The following is a 2016-nucleotide window of genomic DNA, read 5'->3' on the forward strand; positions in this document are numbered from 1 at the left end:
CGCCCTAACCTATTAATTGGCATTGCACGGTTCGTGATGATTTGGCTGATGTAAAAAATAATTTTCAAAATCGCCAAGTTTAAACCGCCACAAGTAAACCAAGGCAATCGTATAAATAATCGTCTCGGAAACCTCTTCGACCATTTCTCCGATACTTTCGGGGATAACAATGGCATTTTCGCCCATATATTGTAAGACCGCTAATACAGCGACTGCAATATACAGGCTGATATTAATATCTTTTAATACCGCCCAAAGGTAACGCCATGAATAGGCGAGCAAGCCAATAATGACAAGTAAAATAATGGCGAGTACGTTATCTTCCCACCAATCATAAGAATGGGTGAGGAGTGAGAAATCACTAGGAATAAAGAGCTCTGGTAAGTAGTTTAATTCACGACGAATCACTTCAAAGAACACTAACACAGAGGCTAGCCAAAAGTAGCTGCTTAGTTTGCTACGGCTTTGTATCACATACTGTGTGCAACGTAGCATACAGACTAACAGGATAATATTACCAGGGATTTCGATGATGCTATCTGAATATAAAATGGAACGCTCCTAGCTTTAAAAAAAAAGTGAGCACGAAGGCTCACTTTATATCGTAAATTACCGCGTAAAAACCAATATTTAAAGCATTAACAGGTAAAAACCAAGCGGTAAAAAACCATCTAACGTAGACTTATTATACTGCTAAGAAAAGCTTACGGCTATGAGCAATGATAAACGCTATCGTTTAGGCTTTTATTTTATTTCAGTCATTAATGCGCTTCGTCCCAATTGCTACCAATATCGGTTTCAACCAATAACGGTACGGCAAAGTCCACATTCCAGCCTTTTGCAACAGCCGTTGTGGTCAGGACATCCTGCATAGCGTCGGTAATCAGCTGACGAATACTATCGACTTTATCGCTATCGACTTCAAACACCAGCTCATCATGGACTTGCAGCAGCATTTTTGCGTGCTCTTTTGGCAAGACTTTATCGACCGCTATCATCGCAAGCTTGATTAAATCAGCCGCTGAGCCTTGCAGTGGGGCGTTAATCGCCGCCCGTTCAGCGCCTTGCTTGACCATACGATTGCTATGATTGATATCAGGCGTATAAAGCTTACGGCCTAATATTGTCTCAACATAACCTTTTTCATAAGCGCTGGCACGAGTATTAATCATATAGTCTTTGACACTCGGATAACGCTCAAAGTACATATCGATATAATCTTGCGCCTCGCCGCGGCTCATCTGTAGCTGCTTAGCCAGACCAAAGGCACTCATACCATAGAGCAAACCAAAGTTAATGGCTTTAGCGTTACGGCGCTCAGTGGCGCTGACCTCTTCAACGGCTTTGCCTAAGACTTCAGCAGCCGTTGCCGTGTGGATATCTAAGCCTTCGTTAAAGGCGCGGGTTAAGTTTGTATCGCCTGAGAAATGTGCCATCAGACGTAGCTCAATTTGTGAGTAATCTGCGGCTAAAATCACGCGACCTTCTGGGGCAATAAACGCTTGGCGAATCAGACGACCGGTCGCGGTACGAATAGGAATGTTTTGTAAGTTAGGATCGGTCGAGGATAAGCGTCCGGTGCTGGTCAGTGCTTGATGATAGCTGGTATGCACGCGGTCAGTCTTGGCATCTGCCACATTATCAAGTGCATCGGTATAGGTGCTTTTAAGCTTCGATAAACCGCGATACTCAAGGACAATTTCAACCAACGGGTGGTCAATCTTTGACAATACCGCTTCGCCAGTCGAGTACTGACCTGACTTGGTTTTTTTACCACCCGGCACGCCAAGCTTTTCAAACAGCATCTCACCAAGCTGCTTTGGTGAGCCAAGATTAAACTCTTCGCCAGCGACTTCATACGCGCGTTTTTCTAGCGCAATGATTTCTTCGTCAAAGCGTTTGGATAGCTCATTTAAAAATGGGCGCTTGATTAAAATGCCATTTGCTTCCATTTGGCAGAGTATTTCCGCAGTTGGAATCTCTAACTCGTGTAGCAGCTTGGCATTGTTTTTATCT

At 43.8% G+C, this 2016-nt stretch carries 2 protein-coding genes; both read right to left on the reverse strand.

Annotated features, from left to right (window positions below):
- Nucleotides 1–12: 12 nt before the first annotated feature.
- Nucleotides 13–495, reverse strand: a complete 483-nt coding sequence (locus V7D75_RS13050) for a hypothetical protein (RefSeq protein WP_333614901.1) — start codon at nt 493–495, stop codon at nt 13–15.
- 266 nt (nt 496–761) lie between these two features.
- On the reverse strand, nt 762–2016 hold a 1255-nt coding region (locus V7D75_RS13055), incomplete at its 5' end, for a DNA polymerase (RefSeq protein ID WP_333614902.1).

The sequence above is a fragment of the Psychrobacter sp. genome (assembly GCF_036731945.1).
Classification (GTDB): Bacteria; Pseudomonadota; Gammaproteobacteria; order Pseudomonadales; family Moraxellaceae; genus Psychrobacter.